The 18,449-nt window shown below is 72.1% G+C and carries 20 protein-coding genes; 5 read left to right on the top strand and 15 right to left on the bottom strand.

Going from position 1 to position 18,449, the window contains the following annotated elements; all coding sequences use genetic code 11:
- Positions 1 to 64 precede the first annotated feature (64 nt).
- Together AB0N03_RS14325 and AB0N03_RS14320 are read left to right on the top strand one after the other, a co-directional pair.
- Positions 65 to 1,138, top strand: coding sequence for a DUF5667 domain-containing protein (locus tag AB0N03_RS14325; protein ID WP_364370523.1), 1,074 nt, complete (start codon positions 65 to 67; stop codon positions 1,136 to 1,138).
- Between the two features lie 85 nt (positions 1,139 to 1,223).
- On the top strand, positions 1,224 to 2,132 hold the full coding sequence (locus AB0N03_RS14320; protein WP_364370520.1) for an HAD-IB family hydrolase: 909 nt from the start codon (positions 1,224 to 1,226) through the stop codon (positions 2,130 to 2,132).
- Between the two features lie 3 nt (positions 2,133 to 2,135).
- Here the strand turns inward: AB0N03_RS14320 and AB0N03_RS14315 are convergent, their stop codons facing one another.
- From AB0N03_RS14315 to AB0N03_RS14295, 5 genes are all read right to left on the bottom strand, one after another.
- The gene (locus AB0N03_RS14315) at positions 2,136 to 3,149 is read right to left on the bottom strand and encodes a lysophospholipid acyltransferase family protein (RefSeq protein ID WP_364370517.1); all 1,014 of its coding nucleotides are present in this window, start codon (positions 3,147 to 3,149) and stop codon (positions 2,136 to 2,138) included.
- Positions 3,150 to 3,229: 80 nt separating this feature from the next.
- Positions 3,230 to 4,273, bottom strand: coding sequence for an NAD-dependent epimerase/dehydratase family protein (locus AB0N03_RS14310; RefSeq protein WP_364370514.1), 1,044 nt, complete (start codon positions 4,271 to 4,273; stop codon positions 3,230 to 3,232).
- Positions 4,274 to 4,543: 270 nt separating this feature from the next.
- A complete protein-coding gene (locus tag AB0N03_RS14305) occupies positions 4,544 to 4,645 on the bottom strand; it encodes an AURKAIP1/COX24 domain-containing protein (RefSeq protein WP_007030867.1) in 102 nt (33 codons plus the stop codon).
- Positions 4,646 to 4,811: 166 nt separating this feature from the next.
- On the bottom strand, positions 4,812 to 5,027 hold the full coding sequence (locus AB0N03_RS14300; RefSeq protein ID WP_013222402.1) for a helix-turn-helix domain-containing protein: 216 nt from the start codon (positions 5,025 to 5,027) through the stop codon (positions 4,812 to 4,814).
- Positions 5,028 to 5,209: 182 nt separating this feature from the next.
- Positions 5,210 to 5,770 (bottom strand): carboxymuconolactone decarboxylase family protein, encoded by a 561-nt coding sequence (locus AB0N03_RS14295; RefSeq protein ID WP_364370511.1) that lies wholly within the window; start codon positions 5,768 to 5,770, stop codon positions 5,210 to 5,212.
- A 39-nt stretch (positions 5,771 to 5,809) separates the two neighbouring features.
- Here AB0N03_RS14295 and AB0N03_RS14290 point away from each other — a divergent pair, with 39 nt between their 5' ends.
- Positions 5,810 to 6,133 carry a helix-turn-helix domain-containing protein gene (locus AB0N03_RS14290; RefSeq protein WP_364370508.1) on the top strand — a complete coding sequence of 108 codons (324 nt, stop codon included), beginning with the start codon at positions 5,810 to 5,812 and terminating at the stop codon, positions 6,131 to 6,133.
- Here AB0N03_RS14290 and proC read toward each other — a convergent pair.
- The 8 genes from proC to AB0N03_RS14250 form a co-directional block, all read right to left on the bottom strand.
- A complete protein-coding gene (gene proC, locus AB0N03_RS14285) occupies positions 6,130 to 6,939 on the bottom strand; it encodes a pyrroline-5-carboxylate reductase (protein WP_364370506.1) in 810 nt (269 codons plus the stop codon). The two genes, AB0N03_RS14290 and proC, sit on opposite strands and share 4 nt — an antisense overlap.
- A gap of 24 nt (positions 6,940 to 6,963) precedes the next feature.
- Positions 6,964 to 7,791 (bottom strand): thioesterase family protein, encoded by an 828-nt coding sequence (locus AB0N03_RS14280; RefSeq protein ID WP_364370503.1) that lies wholly within the window; start codon positions 7,789 to 7,791, stop codon positions 6,964 to 6,966.
- 133 nt (positions 7,792 to 7,924) lie between these two features.
- Entirely contained in the window at positions 7,925 to 8,737 is an 813-nt protein-coding gene (locus AB0N03_RS14275; RefSeq protein ID WP_364370500.1) for a sugar phosphate isomerase/epimerase family protein, read from the bottom strand.
- A 146-nt stretch (positions 8,738 to 8,883) separates the two neighbouring features.
- Entirely contained in the window at positions 8,884 to 10,527 is a 1,644-nt protein-coding gene (locus AB0N03_RS14270; protein WP_364370497.1) for a hypothetical protein, read from the bottom strand.
- Positions 10,528 to 10,684: 157 nt separating this feature from the next.
- Positions 10,685 to 11,668 carry a Ppx/GppA phosphatase family protein gene (locus AB0N03_RS14265; RefSeq protein ID WP_364370494.1) on the bottom strand — a complete coding sequence of 328 codons (984 nt, stop codon included), beginning with the start codon at positions 11,666 to 11,668 and terminating at the stop codon, positions 10,685 to 10,687.
- A gap of 114 nt (positions 11,669 to 11,782) precedes the next feature.
- Positions 11,783 to 12,472 carry a response regulator transcription factor gene (locus tag AB0N03_RS14260; RefSeq protein WP_364370491.1) on the bottom strand — a complete coding sequence of 230 codons (690 nt, stop codon included), beginning with the start codon at positions 12,470 to 12,472 and terminating at the stop codon, positions 11,783 to 11,785.
- Positions 12,469 to 13,710, bottom strand: a complete 1,242-nt coding sequence (locus AB0N03_RS14255; RefSeq protein WP_364370489.1) for an ATP-binding protein — start codon at positions 13,708 to 13,710, stop codon at positions 12,469 to 12,471. Before AB0N03_RS14255 ends, AB0N03_RS14260 begins: the two co-directional genes overlap by 4 nt.
- 145 nt (positions 13,711 to 13,855) lie before the next feature.
- Entirely contained in the window at positions 13,856 to 14,725 is an 870-nt protein-coding gene (locus tag AB0N03_RS14250) for an oxidoreductase (RefSeq protein WP_364370486.1), read from the bottom strand.
- A gap of 66 nt (positions 14,726 to 14,791) precedes the next feature.
- On the opposite strand from AB0N03_RS14250, the gene AB0N03_RS14245 reads away from it, so the two are divergent.
- Entirely contained in the window at positions 14,792 to 15,430 is a 639-nt protein-coding gene (locus AB0N03_RS14245) for a DNA-binding response regulator (RefSeq protein WP_364370483.1), read from the top strand.
- A complete protein-coding gene (locus AB0N03_RS14240; protein ID WP_364370480.1) occupies positions 15,427 to 16,311 on the top strand; it encodes a hypothetical protein in 885 nt (294 codons plus the stop codon). The genes AB0N03_RS14245 and AB0N03_RS14240 overlap by 4 nt, the downstream gene beginning before the upstream one ends.
- A gap of 4 nt (positions 16,312 to 16,315) precedes the next feature.
- On the opposite strand, the gene AB0N03_RS14235 is transcribed toward AB0N03_RS14240, so the two are convergent.
- Both AB0N03_RS14235 and AB0N03_RS14230 read right to left on the bottom strand, forming a co-directional pair.
- Positions 16,316 to 17,065 carry a phosphoglyceromutase gene (locus tag AB0N03_RS14235; protein WP_364370477.1) on the bottom strand — a complete coding sequence of 250 codons (750 nt, stop codon included), beginning with the start codon at positions 17,063 to 17,065 and terminating at the stop codon, positions 16,316 to 16,318.
- Between the two features lie 475 nt (positions 17,066 to 17,540).
- Complete coding sequence (locus AB0N03_RS14230; RefSeq protein ID WP_364370474.1) at positions 17,541 to 18,425, bottom strand: DUF4349 domain-containing protein; 885 nt, start codon at positions 18,423 to 18,425, stop codon at positions 17,541 to 17,543.
- Positions 18,426 to 18,449 lie beyond the last annotated feature (24 nt).

The following is an 18,449-nucleotide window of genomic DNA, read 5'->3' as shown; positions in this document are numbered from 1 at the left end:
TGCCGGTCGGATTGGCAACGATCGGCACAGCAGGACCGGCCAAGGCCCGAGATGGAGCTGCGCAGTGAGGTTTGCGCGTGAGCGAGCCGACGTAGAGCGGTTCGCGCGTGCCCTGGAGCCGTCCCCCAAGGCGCGGGACGGCGAGTTCGCCGACGAGCTGGCTCTCGTCGGCGCGTTGCGCGAGCTCGGCGCGGCCGGGGCCCCGGACCTGGAGACGCGGCAGCGGATCCGCGCGGAGATCGCGGGCCGCCTGGAGACGGCGGCGGCCACCCCGCGTCGGAGGTGGCGGCCGCGGACCGCCGACCTGGTGGCCGCCGCGCTCTTCCTCGTGCTCGTCCTTTCCGGCCTGACCTTGGTGCTCTCGCGCAACGCGTTGCCGGGTGACCCGCTGTACGGCGTCAAGCGCGCCGGCGAGTCGACGGCGCTGGGCCTGACCTTCGGCGACCAGGCGAAGGCGCGCAAGCACCTGGAGTTCGCCACCAACCGCGTCACCGAGCTCGGCGAGCTGGCCGAGCAAGGCGCGAGCGAGGCCGACTACCGGACGGCGTACGAAGACTTCGCGACCGACCTGCGCGCCGGCGTCGCCCAGCTGGCCGCGGTGGCGACCAGCGACGGCAGCGGCACGCAGGCACTGTCCGACGTCCGGCTGTGGGCGCGCAACCAGGCGGCCCGGCTCGCGGCCGACCAGCCGAAGCTCCCGGCGGACGCCGTGACGGTGTTCGGTGACGTGCGCGACCTGCTCGGCAAGGTCCAGGAGCGCACGAGCGGGCTGGTCGAGCGGATGAACTGCTACCAGATCACCACCGGCACGTCCGACGACCTCGGCCCGCTCCCGGCGACCGGCGAATGCACCCAGCGACCGGTTCCCTCGTCCGGCGGCGAGCCGACGTCGGCGTCGACCGCACCGTCGTCGGGGGAGAGCACCTCACCGACGCCGACGGGCACCGAGCTGCCGCCCACGGACGCGGCGGCGACCCCCGGCACGCCCCTGCCGACCGGCGGCGTCACGCCGCCGCCGGTGTACGGCCAGGTTCCGACGACCACGCCGCGAGCCCCGGTGACCTCGACCACGCAGCCGCCGCCGCTGGTTTCGATCCCGCCGCTGCTCCCCGGTCTACCGCCGATCGTGATCGGCTGAGGTCCGGGCCACACCTGCGACGGCTGGGTGGGCGGCTCGCTACGCTGTGCGAAGGACCGGGGAACGTGGCCGGACGTGGGCAGACGTGGAGGCGGTGTGCGTGTCAGCTTGGCGTGGCAGGGATAAGAGTCAGGAGCTGGAACGGCTCGCCGCGCTCGCGGGCGAGGCGTCGGCCGAGGCCGCCCACGCCCGTGTGGTCGCCGAACCTCCTGCCCCGCCCGCACCGCCGGACCTCACGGCGGCCGCGTTCTTCGACGTCGACAACACGATGATGATGGGCGCGTCGATCTTCTACTTCGCCCGCGGGCTCGCGGCGCGGAAGTTCTTCACGTCGTCGGACCTGGCCGGTTTCGTCTGGGGCCAGATCAAGTTCCGCCTCGGCGGCCGCGAGAACAAAGAGGACATCAAGACCCACCGCGAGCGCGCGCTGTCCTTTGTGGCCGGTCGCACGGTGGCGGAGCTGACGTCGATCAGCGAAGAGATCTACGACGAGCTGATGGCGGACAAGATCTGGTCCGGCACGCGGGCCTTGGCCCAGATGCACCTGGACGCGGGCCAGCGCGTCTGGCTGGTGACGGCGACCCCGATCGAGCTGGCGGCGATCATTTCCCGCCGGCTCGGGCTGACGGGAGCGCTGGGCACGGTGGCAGAAACTCGCGACGGCGTCTACACGGGACGCTTGGTGGGAGATCTCCTGCACGGCCGCGCGAAGGCGCACGCGGTGCGGGCGCTGGCGTCCCGCGAGGGCCTGAACCTCAAGCGCTGCACGGCTTATTCGGACTCGGCGAACGACGTCCCGATGCTGTCGGCGGTGGGTACCGCGGTGGCGGTCAACCCGGACGGCGGCCTGCGGGACGTGGCCCGGGCGCGCGGGTGGGAGATCCGCGACTTCCGGACCGGCCGCAAGGCGGCGAAGATCGGCGTCCCGTCGGTGCTGGGCGCGGGCGCTTTGGCCGGCGCGGTGGCGGCGGGCATGGCCTACCGCCGCCGCTGAGGCTCAGCCGCGGAAGACCGACTTCCGCCGCGAAAGGCGCTGGTACAGCGTCTGCTGGATCGACTCGCGCACCTGGTCCGTCAGCTGGAACACCAGCATCGGGTCCTCCACCGCCTCCGGACCGTACGAATCCGTCGGGATCGGCTCGCCGAACTCGATGCTCCACTTCGTCGGCAGCGGGATCGCGCCCAGGGCGCCGAACAGCGGGAAGAACGGCGTCACCGGGAAGTACGGCAACCCGAACATCCGCGCCAAGACCTTGATGTCGCCCAGCTTCGGGTAGATCTCCTCCGCGCCGATCACCGACACCGGGATGATCGGCACGCCCGCCCGGAGCGCCGCCGACACGAAGCCGCCGCGGCCGAAGCGCTGCAGCTTGTAGCGGGACGAGAACGGCTTGCCGACGCCCTTGAAGCCTTCCGGCCACACGCCGACCAGCTCACCGTTGCCCAGCAGGCGTTCCGCGTCCGCGTTGCAGGCCAGCGTCTGGCCGGACTTGCGGGCGAACGAACCGACCAGCGGCACCTGGAACACCAGGTCCGCGCCGAGACCGCGCAGGTGCCGGCCACCGGTTTCGTCGTGGACCGCGACCGCCGTCATCAGCGAGTCCAGCGGCAACGTGCCGGAGTGGTTCGACACCAGCAGCGCGCCACCGGACGCCGGGAGGTGCTCGACGCCGAACGTGTCGACGCGGAACCACTTCTTGTACAGCGCGCGCAGCGGCGGCAGGAACACCGCGTCGGTCAGCTCGGCGTCGAAGCCGAACTCGTCGACGGTGTAGTCGCCGGTCAGGCGGTCGCGGATGAAACCGAGCGCCGAACGCGCGGCGTCCGAAAGCGGCTCCTCGGGGGCCGGCTGGTCCGCGCGCGGGAAGGCGACGACCGGCGCGTCCGCCTCCTCGCGGAAGTCACGCTCAGCAGTAAGAGCTGCCGGCTTTTCCCGGCCCGGTCCGTGCAGGGGGATGACCTGCGCCTCGGCACCGCCCACGGTCTCCGCCTCGCTTCCGAAGTCGTCCAAGTCGTCGTGCGGTCTGCTGTAACAAGCGGAGCTTCGCTCCGGGCCGGGGGCTCCGCCACCCGGACCCCCGAAAAGCCTGCTCATCGGCTCTGCCCCGTCGCGGCCGCGACGAGCACCTTCCCGGCCAGGCTCGCCAGCTTGCCGCCGTCGAGCACCGGCCGGAGCCCGCGTCCGACGATGTAGTCGTCGAACGCCTCACGCGTGGTCCACCGCGGGGTGTACCCGAACTCGTTCTTCAGCTTCGCGATGTCGACGACCCGGCCGAAGTTCAGCAACCGGACCTGGTCGGCGGAAAAGTCCACCACGCGCGCGCCGCGCAAGACCTTGCCGACCGACGGCACCACGCTCCGCGGCATCGGCAGCTCGACCCGGCCCGCTCGCCGGATCGCCTGCGAAAGGGTGAGTACCCCTTCCGAGCCGACGTTAAAGACGCCGGGCTTGTCATCGAGGGTCGCGTGCTCCAGCACGGCCAGCGCGTCCGAAGAGTGCAGCAGCTGGATACGGGCGTCGTACCCGAAAACGGTCGGCACGACCGGCAGCGCGAAATAGCGCGAAAGGACGGTGTCGGTCGAGGGCCCGATGATGTTGGCGAAGCGGAACAGCGTCGTGGTGATGTCCGGGCGGCGCCGCACCAGGCCGCGCACGTACCCCTCCATCTCGACGGCGTCCTTCGCGTAGCCGCTGCTCGACGTCGGGATCAGCTCGGAGTCCTCGGTGAACACCGCTTGCGAGCGGGCGCCGGCGCCGTAGACCGCCGCCGTCGACTTGACCACCAGCTTGCGGACCAACGGCGAGCGCTGGCACGCGGCGAGCAGCCGCATGGTGCCGATGACGTTGACTTCCTTGATCGCGGTGCGCCGCCCGGGCCCGGCCGGGTGCGCGGTGCACGACGCGTGCACCACCGTGTCCACTTCGGCGGTGCTGATCACCTTGGCGATCAGGGGGTTCCGGATGTCCGCGCGGACGAACTCCGCGTGGCCCATGCGTTGCAGGACCGTCTTGTCCGGAGCGACCGTGTCGACACCGATGACCCGTTCGAAATCGGGGTTGTTGCCCAGCCGGGCGAGGAGTTTCCCGCCCAGTTCGCCGGCTACCCCGGTGACGAGCACGATGTTCGACGGCATGCGACTCCCTGCGGCGTAGGGCGTGGTGGGGGTGGACGGTCACCCGAAGTGCGCGGGCCTGCACTCACTGGAAGCATCGCGCGGACACCGTTGAGATGTTACCGCTCTTCAGTGGTAGGCCCGGGTTGTCTTACGTGCTATTAACCGCTATTCCCCCGGAAAGCGACGAACGCCTCACTCGAACGGGGGGACCTGCCCACCACATGGACGTGGCCCGTCCAGAGACTGGACGGGCCACGGCTACGCACTGCACGCTTCACCAGGCAGGTCTTACTTGCCGGCCTTCCGGCGCTGCACTCGCGTGCGGCGAAGCAGCTTGCGGTGCTTCTTCTTCGACATGCGCTTGCGGCGCTTCTTGATCACAGAGCCCATGGGCGCTCCTTAGGTCGTCGTCGGTCACGCTGCCCGGCGCAGCGTCCAACGGGTGGAGCGCACAGGCACGAGCGGTTTTCCAGGTTACCCGTCACCCTGCGCGGGCCGGTCGGCGGGCACGTTGTAGCGCTGCGCGCCGCTGGCCACGGCGTGCCCGGCGACCGGTTCAACCCACGTCGTAGTAGGCACCTTGGAGGTACTCGTGCACTGCTTTCTCCGGCACCCGGAACGACTTGCCGACCCTGACGGCGGGCAACTCACCCGAGTGCACGAGACGGTAGACGGTCATCTTGGAGACCCGCATCAGCGTGGCCACCTCGGCGACCGTCAGGAACTGGACCTGTCCGACAGCCGGCAGATCTTCCTTCTTGTTCGGCGACATGTTTACCGCGTCCTTAGACACGCGTCGCGCCACGAGGCTTCCCCACCTGTGGTACCGACACGCACGTGCTCCATCGAGAGTAGCGGGACTGGTGGGACTAAAGCGACGCCTGTCACCGAGATGGGCTCCTACCAGCGCTAACGCATGAGCACTCGCGCGTGCAAGATCGGCGTAATCGCCCATTACGGCGATTCCGGGCGCGCGGTACCCGGTTCGAGGGGCAGCCGCAGCGCCCGGACCGTGAAGGAAATGGCGTGGTACCAGCCGCAGACGAGCAGCAGGTCGAGCGCGCCGTCTTCGCCCACGGCGGCCACGAGGTCCGCCCAGGTCCCGTCGGAGAGGTCCGCGGTCGCGCGCAGCTCGTCGACGGCCGTCAGCACTGCGCGGTCCGTCGCGTCCCAGCACGCGTCGGCCGGCCCACCGGCGGCGAGAGAGCGGATCTGCGCGCCGTCGAGGCCGGCCTGGCCGGCGAAGGTGGCGATGTGGACGCCCCACTCGTAGTCGGCGCCGCACAGGGCGGTCGTGCGGTCGATGACCAGCTCACGCTGCCGGACCGTCAGCGCCGAACGCCCTGAGAAGTAGTAGCGACCCCACTCGGCCACGCCGCGAGCCAGCTCGGGACGCCGCGCCCAGACGCGGAACAGCCGGATGGGCGGCCCGAGCCGTTCGAGGGCGTCGGCGACCTCGGCGTCGAACGGCGGCTCGAGGGGCATGATCCGTGGCTGCTTCGATTTCAGAGGCATGACCGGCACGCTAACATCGGCGCTTCGGAAAGGAAAGCAATGACGACTCCCCTGCCCGGCCAGCCGGTCCGCGGTTCGGCCACCGGCCGCCCGGTCATGGCCCTGCTCGACCTGCTCGGCCGCCGCTGGGCCCTGCGGATCCTCTGGGAGCTGCGCGCCGGCGCGAACCCGACGTTCCGCGAGCTGCAGCAGCGCTGCGACGGCGTCTCGTCCAGCGTGCTGGCCACGCGGCTGCGCGAGCTGGGCGAAGCGGATCTGGTCGGCCACGCCGAGGGCTACTCGCTCACCGGCCAGGGGAGGTCGCTGTTCGAGACGCTCGTGCGGCTCGACGCCTGGGCGAACGAGTGGCGCCCGCGGGCTTAGGCCTCGTGGGCCTTGCCCAGCGCCTCGGACCGGTCCTTGGCCGCCTCGATCGCGTCGAGCAGGGCGGCGCGGACGCCGTGCTTCTCGAGCTCGCGGATCGCGTTGATGGTCGTGCCCGCCGGCGACGTCACGGCCTCGCGCAGCAGCACGGGGTGCTCATCCGACTCGGCCAGCATCTTCGCCGCCCCGACGGCCGACTGGATGATCAGCTGCCCGGCCAGCGCGCGCGGCAGCCCGAGCAGGATGCCGGCGTCGATCATGGCCTCGACCAGGTAGAAGAAGTACGCCGGGCCGGAGCCGGACAACGCCGTGACGGCGTCCTGCTGGCCCTCGGGCACCTCGACGACCCGGCCGACGTGCGAGAGCAGGTCGCGCACCACGGCGAGGTGGTCGGCGGTGGCGTGCCGCCCCGCCGAGATGGCACTCATGGCCTCGTTGACCAGCATCGGCGTGTTCGGCATGACCCGCACCACGGGAACGCCGTCGGCCAGGCGGCGCTCGTACAGCGAGGTCGGCAGGCCCGCGCACAGCGACACGACCAGCGACGACGGGCTCAGCAGCGGCGCGAGCTCGTCGAGCACGGGGTCGATGTCCTGCGGCTTCACGGCCACGACCAGGACGTCGGCCTGCTTGGCGGCTTCCTCGACCTCGACGCCGCGGATGCCGTAGCGCGCGGTGAGTTCTTCGACGCGCGCCGGGTACCGCTCGGTGAAGAGGAGGTCGCCCGGCTCGTGGCCGCCGTGCAGCAGCCCCGAGAGCAACGCCTCGCCGATCTTGCCCGCACCCAGCACCGCGATGACCGTCATGCCGTAAAGCGTGCCAAACGCGCCTCAGCCGCCCGGTGCCGGGGCGAGACCCAGCTGCCGGGCCTGGCACACCAGCCGGCCCTGGGAGTCCACCACCGTCGCGTCCGAGTCGAACCACGACTCGTGCACCGAGCGGGACTCCACCACCACCCGCAACCAGCCCGGGGCCGGCCGCGTGCGCAGCAGCGCCGTCAACTGGACCGTCGGCGCCCAGCCGATGCGTCCCAGGTTCATCACCACCGGCGGATTCACGTCGGACGCCAGCAGCGTGAAGTACGGGTCGACCAGGCCGTGGCGCGGCCGGACCCACAGCCGCATCCGGGGCGGCTCGCCGGTGCGCCCGGCGAGGTAACCCGCGGTCGCCGGGTCGAGCCGGACCTCGCAGCCCTTGGCCAGGTTGAACGGGCCCTCGGGACTCTCGGGCATGGCGAGCGCGCCCGGCGACGGCTCGGCGGGCATCGACGGCACGTCCGTCCACTCCGGGCGCCGCATCGGCAGCCGCCCCGTCGTCACCCTGGCCTCGACGCAGCTGCGGCCGCGCTGCTCCAGGCGCACCTCGACGACCGTCGCGCGGCGGCCGACCTTGCGGACGTCCGTGCGCAGCAGCACCGGGCCGAGCGCGGGCGCGTGCAGGAACTCCGCGCTGATGACCAGGGGCTCGGCGTGCGGCTCACCGCGTTCGTGCAGGGCGGCGATCGCCGCCTTGGCCAGCAGGGCCAGCAGGAAACCCCCGTGCGGGTGCGAGCCGATGGCCCATTCCGCACGCAGCACCGCGGTGAAGGTGCCGTCCCCCAGCGACCGCGCCGCACTCGCCGTGTCGAAGGACCCGGCGGTGCCGTCCGTTCCGCTCACGAACGCGCCATACCAATGGGGGAATCCGGAGAGGTGGCGATCAACGAGCGCGACGGTTTCACAGTCGGAACTTTACGTGTTCGACCCAGGTAAATGGACCCGGGAGTAGTCGTGTCCGCGCCGAAGTGCGCAATTACTGCCCGAGGTGGAATCGCGCGAACAGCAATGCCTCCGCCAGATCCCGGACCCGCTGGGCGCCGGTGTCGGCGTGCCGGGTGTTGATCTCCAGCACGATCTGCCCGGCGAAACCGCTGCTGACCAGCTTTTCCAGGAGTTCGGCGCAGGGCTGGCCACCGCGTCCGGGCACCAGGTGTTCGTCCTTCGGGAGGCCGGTGCCGTCCGCCAGATGGAGGTGCGAGAGGCCTTCACCCATCCGCTGCGCCAGCGCGAGTGCGTCCATCCGGGCTGCCGCTGTGTGGGACAGGTCGAGCGTGTAGTGCCGGAAACCGACGTCCGTCGGGTCGATCGACGGCCGGAACGCGGAGACACGCGAATTCTTCGAACCACCCGGCGGGCGCACCTTGAACATGTTCTCGACGGCGATTTCGATCCCGCTGGACTCCTCCAGCTCGTCGACGAGATCACCGAAGGCGTCGCCGTACCGGCGCTGCCACCGGAACGGCGGGTGCACGACGACGGTCCGCGCGCCGAGCTCGAGCGCGGCGTCGACGGACATCCGCAGCCGCACCACGGGATCGGGCGACCAGATCCGCTGGGTGATCAGCAGCGACGGCGAGTGGACGGACAGCACGGGCACCCCGGTGCGGCGCGACCACCGGCGCAGGGCGCTGACGTCCTGGCTGACCGCGTCGGCCCAGACCATGACCTCGACGCCGTCGTACCCGAGCTCGGCGGCGAGCTCGAAGGCGGTCCCGGCCTTGAGGGGCCACACGGACGCCGTGCTGAGCCCGACGGGGACCGGCTTCTCGTCTGTCACGCGCGCCATCCTGCCTCGTCACCGAGGGTGCGCTGACTCGCCGGGCCGGAAGGGGGACGCGCGTCTCACCGCGCCCACCCGGCAGCGTCATGAACGACTCGTTCACCTCGCCTGACGTCATGAACGACTCGTTCATGACATCAGGCGAGCGGGTGTCAGCGGCCGACGAGCAGCAACGCCGCCGGGGACACCGTCACGACCAGGCCCACCAGCACCGCCAGCACCGTCGTCTGCAGGTCCTCGGCCCGGCGGATCTTCCGCACGATCCAGACCAGCGCGACCACCACCAGCAGCGCCGCCACCAGGGCCGCCGCGGGGATGTTCACCCACAGCCAGTTGAAGCCCAGCCAGACGGCCGCGCCGCCCACGACGCCCATCGCCAGCTGGCCGGCCAGCGCCAGCCACGCCTTGCCCGGCGAGGTCGCGGGCTCCGGCTCCGCGACCGGCTCGGCCGCGTCGTCGTACTCGTCGTCCTCGTAGCCTTCGCCCTGCTCGTAGCCGTAGTCGTCCTGCTCGAAGTCCGGGCCGTCGGCCGGGTAGCCGTCGGCGAACTCGCGCTCGTAGGGCTCGAGGTCGTCCGGGACCGGCGCCCGCGAGGCGCGGTCGCCGGGCGCGAACGGCATCGGCGGCGGGTACGTGCCGGTCGGCGGGCCCGCGTCGTAGGCGGCCTGGTAGCCGCTGCCCTCGGGCTCGAAGTCGTCGTCGGGGTAGCCGTCGTCCGGGGTTTCGGTGGGCACCACCGGCATGACGCCGATCTCGGTGTCCTCCAGCTGCTCCTTCTGCCGGCGCTTGCGCCAGTTCGCGAGCCCGCCCGGCGACGACGGTTCGGGCGCGTCGGGCTTCTTCTTGCCCGGCGCCGGGGAGAGCGGCGGCCGCTCGCCGGCCACCGCGTCGAACTGCTCGGTGTACGCCTCCTGCTGCGGCTGCGGACGGCGCGCCGGGCCTCGGCGCTGACGGCCGGGTGCGGCCGGCGGCGTCCCGAAGGTCCCGCCGGCCATCGGGCCCGGCGGGACGTCGATGTCGGCGTCCGGCGTGCCGTTGAGGCCGTCGAGCCGGGCCGACAGCGGTCCGCCTGGTGTCCCGGGCGCCGGCAGCTGCTGGGACGGCTGCTGCGGCGGCGGGGTCGGCAACTGCTGAGAAGGGGGCGGGCGGCGCCGGACCGGCGGGACGGCCCCGCGGGTCTCCTCGGCCGCGGGCGGCGGCGGGGCCGGCAGCTGCTGCGACGGCTGCGGGGGCGGCGGCTGGCGCCGGGGCGCGCGCGGCGGCACGGGCAGCTGCGCCGACTCCTGCGGGCTCGCGAACGGCCCGGACTCCTGCGGCGGCCGCGCCGGCGGGTTCGCGAACTGGCCGGACTCCTGGGGCGGCCGGGCGAACTGGCCCGACTGCTGCGGCGGCGCCGGGGGGCGCGCGTACTGGCCGGACTCGGCGCCGCCGGGGGCGGGCCGGGCCGGGGGCGGCGGGACCGGCCGCGGCTGGGAGTCCTGCGGGACCGCGCGGGGCGCGGGCGGCGGCGGGGACGGTGGCTCGGCGCGACGCCGTCCGGCGGGCCGGTTCGGCGGCGGCGGCGTGCCCTCGCCGGCGACCCGGTCGATGATCGCCTGCGGGCCGGTGTCGCTCACGCCGGGGCGCCGGTGGGAGCCGGTCGCGCCGGGCGGGGCCTCCGGGGTGGCGGGCTCGTCGTCGTCCTCGGCCGCGCGCCGCCGTCGACGGCGGCTGCCGCCCTCGACCTGCGCACCGTGCTGGGCGAGCAGCTCAGCCACGGTCTTCTGCGGCTGGTCGCCTCCGGTCTGGTCCGTCATACCTGGTCGTCCCCTGCGCGCTCCGGGTCCTCGGCACTCGGCGAAGTGGTACCCGACGGCACGCCGGCGGCGCCGCGCGCGCTGTACGCCGACCTCTGCATGTCCGTCACCTCTCCACCGTGCCCGTTTACGTTCCGGGAAGTCCAGCCGCGTGCTTTCACCGGTCCTCCTGTGCGCCGAAGCGCGCCACGAGGGCGGCTCCAGTTTCATCCGCGCCGTTGGAATGGTCCAGCCGTCGCAGGATGACACCTTCTCGCAGAGCCCACGGGCAGATCTCGAGTTCCGGCAAACCGAGCGCCCGCATCGTGGCCTGCGCGACGAGCGCGCCCGCCACCAGCTGGTGCGACCGGCTCGAGCTGACGCCCTCGAGCTGCGCGAGATCGGCCGACGGCATCCGCGAGATGAACGCCAGGAGCTGGCGCAATGCGGTGTCCGTGAGCGTACGTCGCACGCGCGGGCCCGCCGCCGAGGGGGCGGCGCCGGTCAGCCGGGCGAGGGACCGGAAGGTCTTCGACGTCGCCACGACCCGATCGGGTTCACCCCATTTGGTGACCTTCCGCGCGAGCTCGGTGAGCTGGTCGTCGAGCCACGCCGACGTCGCGACGAGCTCGGAGCGCGTCGGCGGGTCGTGCTTGAAGCGGGTGCGCGTGGTGCGGCCCGCGCCCAGGGGCAGCGACTCGGCCAGGACGGGCTCTTCGTCGCGGCCCATCGCGATCTCCAGCGAGCCGCCGCCGATGTCGAGCACCAAGAGCTGACCGGCCGACCAGCCGTACCAGCGACGGACGGCGAGGAAGGTCAGCCGGGCCTCGTCGGTGCCGGAGAGGACCTGCAGCTCGACGCCGGTGCGGTCGGCCACGCGGGCCAGCACCTTGGCGGAGTTCTTCGCTTCGCGGACCGCCGACGTGGCGAAGGCCATGACTTCTTCGCAGCCGAGCCGCGCGGCGGCTTCCTTGGCGGACTCGACGGCCGTTACGAGGTCGTCGGCGCCGGCCTTGCTGAGTTCGCCGCCGGGGGTCAGCTGCTCCGCCAGGCGGAGCACGGACTTCTCGGAATGCATCGGCGTCGGGTGGGCGCCACGGTGGGCGTCGACCACCAGCAAGTGGACGGTGTTGGAACCGACGTCGAGTACCCCTAGGCGCACGGGGGTCCAGCGTACCGGGCCCAGCGCCAGGTCTCGAACATGTAACCAACAACACTCGGTGCGGTACCGCCCCGGCGCGCCTCCCACCGAGGCGGTACCGCCCGAAAAGCCCGCTTACGTCTCGAACTTGTAGCCCAGGCCGCGGACCGTCACCAGGTGCCGCGGCGAGCCCGGGTCCGGCTCGATCTTCGAGCGCAGCCGCTTCACGTGGACGTCCAGCGTCTTCGTGTCGCCGACGTAGTCCGCGCCCCACACCCGGTCGATCAGCTGCCCGCGCGTCAGCACCCGGCCGACGTTGCGGAGCAGGTACTCCAGCAGGTCGAACTCCTTGAGCGGCAGCGACACCTCGGCGCCGTCCACCGTCACGACGTGCCGCTCGACGTCCAGCCGCACCGGGCCCGCCGACAGCACCAGCGGCGCCAGCTCGCCTTCGGAGCCCGGCTCGCCGCCGCGGCGCAGCACCGCCCGGACCCGCGCGATCAGCTCACGCGCCGAGTACGGCTTCGTCACGTAGTCGTCCGCGCCCAGCTCCAGGCCGACGACCTTGTCGATCTCGCTGTCGCGCGCCGTCACCATGATCACCGGCACGGCCGAGCGCTGGCGCAGCTGCTTGCAGACGTCGGTGCCGCTCATCCCCGGCAGCATGACGTCGAGCAGCACGATGTCGGCGCCGTTGCGGTCGAACTCCTCCAGCGCCGCCTGGCCGGTGCCGGCCACGGCCGCGGTGAACCCTTCCTTGCGCAGCAGGAAGGCGAGGGGGTCGGCGAACGACTCCTCGTCTTCGACGATGAGAACCCTGGTCACAGGTTTCCTCCATGATCTGGGCTGTCCTGCCCGGTAACCACGAGCCTCGGGGTGCGCTCGGGGGTCTTCTCCTGCCGTGGTGCAGGCGAGGTCTTGGCGTTCCGCGCCGGCTCGGGGGCCGGCTCGGGACGGAGGTGCGCGGGGATGCGCAGCGTGAACGTCGAGCCGGTGCCGGGGCGGCTCCACAGCCCGACCGAGCCGCCGTGGTTGGCCGCCACGTGCTTGACGATCGCCAGGCCCAGCCCGGTGCCGCCGGTGGCGCGCGAGCGGGCCTTGTCGGCGCGGTAGAAGCGCTCGAACACGCGCTGCTGCTCGTCCTCGGCGATGCCGATCCCCCGGTCGGTGACGGCGACCTCGACCATCCCGTCCGCGAGCCGGCGCGAGATCGACACCGGGTTGCCGGCCGGCGAGTACGCGACGGCGTTCTCCAGCAGGTTCGACAACGCGGTGACCAGCAGCGTCCGGTCGCCCTCGACGAGCAGGCCGCTGGGGGTGTCGGTGGTGATCCGGATGTCGGCCGACTCGGCCGAGAGCGTCGTCCGGCCGAGCGCCTCGCGCACGACCGCGTCGACCTCGACGACGTTGAGGTCCGGCAGCCGCTCGGCGCCCTGCAGCCGCGAAAGCGCGATCAGCTCGGTGACGAGCTGGCCGAGCCGGGTGGACTCGCGCAGGATCTTGCCGCCGAAGCGGCGGACCTCCTCGACGTCCTCGGCGGCGTCGAGCACGGCCTCGGTGAGCAGCGCGATCGCGCCGACCGGGGTCTTGAGCTCGTGGCTGACGTTGGCGACGAAGTCGCGGCGCACGGCCTCCAGCCGGATGGCCTCGGAGTGGTCGACGGCCTCGACGACGGTGAAGCCGTCGCCGAGCGGCCGGACCTGGCCGAGCACCGCCTCCGGCTGGCGGCCGCGCGCTTCGAGCGGCGAAAGGTCGATCTCCATCGGCTCGTCGGTTTCGGCGACCTGCTCGGCGGCCTTGCGGGCCCGCGGGTCGGCCTGGTTGACCCGCACCAGGCCCAGCTCGTAGGCGCGCGGGTTGTGCAGCACCATGTCGCCGAACTTGTTGAGCACGACGACGCCGTTGTGGGACGACCGGACCAGCCGCTCGAGGAGCTCCGCGACGGTCGGGCCCGGCGGCCGGGCCTCTTCGCGGCGGGTGCGGGCCCGCGCGACGAGGTAGCCGACCACCGCACCGGCCACCAGTGCCCCGATGGCCAGTGCGAGGGAAACAGGCGTGGTCACAGGCCGATCGTAAGCTGAGTAGTGGCCCTTCGGCCTAGCGTTGTCCGCCTTGTCGTGAGCACCGCGACACCTGGCGATGACATGTTCGCCGGTGCTTCAGCCGGCGTTCACCCGATCGATTCCCCGGCGAGACATTCCGGGTGAATCACCCCTCGCCGTCGAGGGTCTTCAGGTCGTCGCCGGTGAGCTCCAGCGCCGCCGCGGCGACGTTCTGCTCGAGGTGCGCGACGTCGCCGGTACCCGGGATCGCGAGCACGTGCGGTCCTTGGTGGAGGGTCCACGCGAGCCGCACCTGGGCCGGGGTGGCGTCGTGCCGGCGCGCGACCTCGGCGACGCGGGCGTCCTCGCCCGTCCCGCTCGCGACGGCGAAGAACGGCACGAAGGCGATCCCGTGCTCGGCACACATCCGGACGATCTCGTCGTCCTCCCGGCGGGCGGTGAGGCCGTACTGGTTCTGGACGCAGACGACCGGCGCGATCTCGAGGGCCTCCGTCAGGTGGTGCGGCGCGACGTTGGAGATCCCCAGTTCGCGGATCAGGCCCTTCTCGCGCAGGTCGGCGAGCGCGCCGAAACCGTCGGCGAGGAAGCCTTCCCCGCGGTCGAGGCCCTGGCCGATCCGGTAGTTGGCGACGTCGAGGTGGTCGAGGCCCAGCTCGCGCAGGTTCTCTTCGACCTGGTCCCGCAGCTGGTCCGGCCGGGCGGTGTAGAACGCGCCGGTGAAGTCGCGGCCCGGGCCGACCTTGGTGGTGATCGTCAGGTCGTCGTACGGCGCGAGGGCCCGGTTGATCAGCTCGTTCGCCGACCGTGGACCGGCGAAGTAGAACACGGCGGTGTCGATGTGGTTCACGCCGAGCTCGACGGCGCGGCGGAGCACGGCGATCGACGTCTCGCGGTCGCGGATGCCGCCGTCCGAAGTGGACATCAGGCGCATGGCGCCGAAGCCGAGGCGGTTGACTTCGAAGGAGCCGAGCTTCCAGGTGCCCGCCGCGGCGGCGGGGAGGGTGTTCGTGGTCATGGCTCCAGCCTTCCCACCTGGCCGGGAAGCCGCCGGGAATGGCAGTTTGCTGCCACACTGGAATGCGTGGAGAGAGTCAGTGACGTCGTCGTGGTGCGGGGCGAGGCCGAGCTGTTCGAGCGGACGGCCCACCTGTTCGCGGCCGCGACCGAGGTTTCGTGCGCGGCCCGCGACCTGCACACCTGGTCGGTGGCGCACCCGACGGCACCCGAGCGCGCGCAGGCCGTGCGCGAGACGAACGTGCGCAAGATGTACCTGCCCGGGGTCCTGTTCGACCCGGCGCTGGCGGAACACCTGCGGTTCATGGCCGAGCACGGCGCGCGGATCCGCATCACCGAGCGCGAGGTCAACGAGACGATCCTGCTGGACCGCCGGATCGCGATCGTGGCCGGCGACGACCTCGGCGGCGTCCGCAACTACACCGTGATCAGCAGCCCGGAGCTGGTCCAGGGCATCCAGTCGCTGTTCGAGGCGGCCTGGGCCGGCGGCACCGACCTCGAGTCCTACCAGGCGCGGTTCACCGAGCTGGGCGCGCGCGAGATCCTCGAGCAGCTGGCGTCCGGCTGCAAGGACGAGACGGCGGCCCGCGCCCTCGGCGTGGGCTTGCGGACCTACCGGCGGCGGGTGGCGGAGGTGATGGAGATCCTCGGCGCGTCGTCGCGGTTCCAGGCCGGGGCGAGGGCACGCGAGGCCGGCCTCCTGTGAAGCGAGCGCTGCTGGCGCTGGTCCTGGTGACGTCGGCGTGCTCCTCGGCGGTCTACGGCACCGCCGCGCCGATCCCCGGCGCGGAGAACCTGGCGGTGATCGACGCCCCGGGCACGGCCGCCGCGCTCGCCGCCGTGAAGACCGCGGCCGAGGCCGTGTTCAGCTACGACTCCACCGACCGGGCCGCCTTCGACCGGACCGCCGAGGAGCACCTCACCGGCTCCGCCAAAACCCAGTACACCGCCCTGTTCGAGCAGGTCAGGAACAACCCGCAGCCGGTGCGCCTGACCACCCGGGTGCTGACGGCCGCGGCCCTCGAGCTGACCGGGAACCGGGTGCGGGCGCTGACCGTGCTCGAACAGGTCAACGGCACGTCGAAGGGCCTGGCGACGGTCGCGTTCACCGCGCTCGCGGCCGGCGGGCGCTGGCGCCTGTCGGACATCGCGGTCAGCCCGGCCCAGCCGCCGCCCGCGCCGCACGCCGAGGACGGCAGTGCGGCGGGCCTGCGCGACTCGGCGCTGGCCGGCGCGCGGGCCGCAGTGACCGCGCTGGCGTCGGCGGACAGCGCCGATCCCGAAGGCACCTACGCGCGGGCCGAAGCCGTCACCGCCGAGCCGCTGCTGAGCGAATACCGGACGAACAAGACCGCGTACGTCGACGGGATCCGCAAGAGCGGTGTGCGGGCGGTCGTCCCGCCGGACCTGATGACCGGCGTGACGACCGTGACCGGCGCCAAGGCGACCCTGCTGGTCTACGTGAACGTGCAGGTGACGGACGCCGCGGGCCAGACGACCACCAAGCCCGTGACGGCCACGCTCGACCTCGTCCGCGCGGACGGCCGTTGGAAGGCGTCCGGCCTCCGGTCCGTCACCGCGTCCTGAAGTCTCAGCGGCCCTGGTTGGCGACCGCGGCGGCGGCTTCCTTCGCGGCCTCGGGGTCGAGGTACTCGCCGCCCGCCTTGACCGGCTTCAGGTCGGCCGTCAGGTCGTAGCGCAGCGGGATGCCGGTCGGGATGTTCAGGCCGGCGATGTCGGCGTCGGAGATCCCGTCGAGGTGCTTCACCAGCGCGCGCAGCGAGTTGCCGTGCGCGGCGACCAGCACGGTCTTGCCCGCGCGCAGGTCCGGCACGATCTCGGACTCCCAGTACGGCAGCAGCCGCTCGACGACGTCCTTCAGGCACTCGGTCAGCGGCGCGGCGTCGCCGAGGTTCGCGTACCGCGCGTCGCCCGCCTGGCTCCACTCGTCCTTCGGGTCGATCTCCGGCGGCGGGGTGTCGTACGAGCGGCGCCAGAGCATGAACTGCTCCTCGCCGAACTCCTCGAGGGTCTGCTTCTTGTTCTTGCCCTGCAGCGCGCCGTAGTGGCGCTCGTTGAGGCGCCAGTCGCGCTTCACCGGGATCCAGTGCCGGTCGGCGGCGTCCAGCGCGAGGTTCGCGGTGGAGATCGCGCGCCGCAGCAGCGAGGTGTGCACCACGTCCGGCAGCAGCCCGGAGCCGGCCAGCAACTGCCCGCCCTGGCGCGCTTCGCCTTCGCCCTGCTCCGAAAGCGGTACGTCCACCCAGCCGGTGAACAGGTTTTCCGCGTTCCACGTGCTCTGCCCGTGCCGCAGCAGCACCAACGTCCCAATCTCGGCCATGGCACCCAGCCTGCCAGAACGGACCACCGCGCCCACCGGTGACCTCCGGCAAAAGGCCTGTCCTACGCAGAGTGTGTTACTTAGGAGTAACACCTCACTCTTCGACAAGTCCGACCGCCAACAACGCGCAAAATCCGGGCGGCAGACTGCACACCGTTATCGCCGCTGAGGAAGTTCACTCGAACAGACTAGTGAGTAGTCTTGTGATTACAGGTCGAGATCTGACAGGTTGACTACGTCCCGAGCGGCCGGATTCCACGCACTCCCCGGCCGGTTTCGGGCTTCGACCGCGGCTCGTCTCCCCCTGCCGAGCCGCGGCCCGCCGGCCCCGATGGCACCCCCCTCGTCACCGGGTCCTGATCGGCGGGAACTTCAGCGGGGCGGCTCGAGATCGCGACTCCCCCCTCCCTCGAGCCGTCCCGCCTGCCCGCTCACACCTCGGGGGGCGACTCCCCCACGTCAGCGGCGCCCCACCTCACGCCTCGCCCGGCTCCGGCCCGACCGGCCGGGCCGGACGGCGGCGGCGGTTCAACCGCCGGCCCAGCCACGCCAGCGGCACCACGAGCAGCAAGAACGGCGCCACCGCGCCCAGCACCGTCAGCAATCCCCCGCCGAAAGTCAGAAACGCGTCCCAGCCGCCGGCCAGCCCGCCGAGGAAGCCGCTGTGGTCCTCCTGCGCCGGCGGTGGCGCCGCCACGCTGCGGATGCTCATCGCCACCGTCGCCATCGCGACGCTGCCCGCCAGGGAGTTCCGCTGCTGTTCGAGCGACTCGAGCGCCGACTCGCGGCTCGTCAGCTCGCTTTCGATCGACGTGATGTCCGACACGGACGTCGCCTGGGACAGCAGTGCGCGGATCCGCTCCACCGACTTCCGCTGCGTCGCCAGCCGCGCTTCGACGTCGACGACCTGCTCGGTCACGTCCTGGGTGTTCAGCTCCCGCTTCACCATGCTCGAGCCGAGGTGCGAGAGCTGGTCGAGCACCGGGTCGAGCTTGTCCGCCGGCACCGCCAGCGACAGCGTCGCCGAGTCGTCGCCGGTGCTCTCCTGCCCGGTGTAGCCGCCGGCGCCGAGCGCGATCCCGCGGGCCTGCGCGACGACGTCGACGACCTTCGTGGCGGTCAGCTCGAGCCGCGCACTGCGGGAAAGCTTGCGCTCGGTGGCGCCGGCCTGCGGCGGCGTCACCTTCGAATTCTGCTCGGCCTTGCCCGTGCCCCCGGTGCCCTGCTGGGGCGCGGCGGGCACACGCCCCGATCCCGCACTGTCCGCCGTGGACGATGCCCCGTTCTCCGCCGACGAGCAGCCGGCCAGCACGAACGCCACCGCGGTGATCGCCAGCGCCGCTCTCCATCGAGTCCGCATCCTGGTTCTCCCTCCAGTTTCGAC

The organism is Amycolatopsis sp. NPDC051061 (assembly GCF_040682935.1).
Taxonomy (GTDB): Bacteria; Actinomycetota; Actinomycetes; order Mycobacteriales; family Pseudonocardiaceae; genus Amycolatopsis.
This window is presented reverse-complemented; position numbering and strand designations above follow the sequence as displayed.

Coding starts and splice junctions, on each gene's coding strand:
- AB0N03_RS14310 (WP_364370514.1), bottom strand. CDS start 4,273: ATGCCGTCGAACATCGTGCTCGTCACCGGGGTAGCCGGCGAACTGGGC.
- AB0N03_RS14305 (WP_007030867.1), bottom strand. CDS start 4,645: ATGGGCTCTGTGATCAAGAAGCGCCGCAAGCGCATGTCGAAGAAGAAG.
- AB0N03_RS14300 (WP_013222402.1), bottom strand. CDS start 5,027: ATGTCGCCGAACAAGAAGGAAGATCTGCCGGCTGTCGGACAGGTCCAG.
- AB0N03_RS14295 (WP_364370511.1), bottom strand. CDS start 5,770: ATGCCTCTGAAATCGAAGCAGCCACGGATCATGCCCCTCGAGCCGCCG.
- AB0N03_RS14290 (WP_364370508.1), top strand. CDS start 5,810: ATGACGACTCCCCTGCCCGGCCAGCCGGTCCGCGGTTCGGCCACCGGC.
- proC (WP_364370506.1), bottom strand. CDS start 6,939: ATGACGGTCATCGCGGTGCTGGGTGCGGGCAAGATCGGCGAGGCGTTG.
- AB0N03_RS14275 (WP_364370500.1), bottom strand. CDS start 8,737: ATGGCGCGCGTGACAGACGAGAAGCCGGTCCCCGTCGGGCTCAGCACG.
- AB0N03_RS14270 (WP_364370497.1), bottom strand. CDS start 10,527: ATGACGGACCAGACCGGAGGCGACCAGCCGCAGAAGACCGTGGCTGAG.
- AB0N03_RS14250 (WP_364370486.1), bottom strand. CDS start 14,725: ATGACCACGAACACCCTCCCCGCCGCCGCGGCGGGCACCTGGAAGCTC.
- AB0N03_RS14235 (WP_364370477.1), bottom strand. CDS start 17,065: ATGGCCGAGATTGGGACGTTGGTGCTGCTGCGGCACGGGCAGAGCACG.
- AB0N03_RS14230 (WP_364370474.1), bottom strand. CDS start 18,425: ATGCGGACTCGATGGAGAGCGGCGCTGGCGATCACCGCGGTGGCGTTC.